General features: G+C 58.3%; 1 protein-coding gene. It reads right to left on the minus strand.

Going from position 1 to position 242, the window contains the following annotated elements; all coding sequences use genetic code 11:
* Positions 1 to 242 (minus strand): hypothetical protein (locus J2I46_RS32740; RefSeq protein ID WP_207333322.1); only part of this gene is annotated, 242 nt, incomplete at both ends.

The raw sequence follows: 242 nt of genomic DNA on the forward strand, positions 1-242 counted from the left end.
GATACTGAGATCGGGTTGAGCACAGGAGCATTCACACCTGTCACGCTCACGGGCGTCACAGTGCTACAGCCTAGCGGACTCGTTGACACCAGGTTGAAGACGTTAGCACCAGCAGCGACTGTCACTGGCAGCGTACCACCACCCAGCAGAGTTGTGGTCAGACCCGTTAGGATGTTGCCTGAGCCAGCGCCTAGCAAGGCCGTCAGGTTCAGCGGAGCACCTACGCAGAGCGATACTGAGAT

Origin of the sequence: Fibrella forsythiae (genome assembly GCF_017353175.1) — a bacterium.
Taxonomy (GTDB): domain Bacteria; phylum Bacteroidota; class Bacteroidia; order Cytophagales; family Spirosomataceae; genus Fibrella; species Fibrella forsythiae.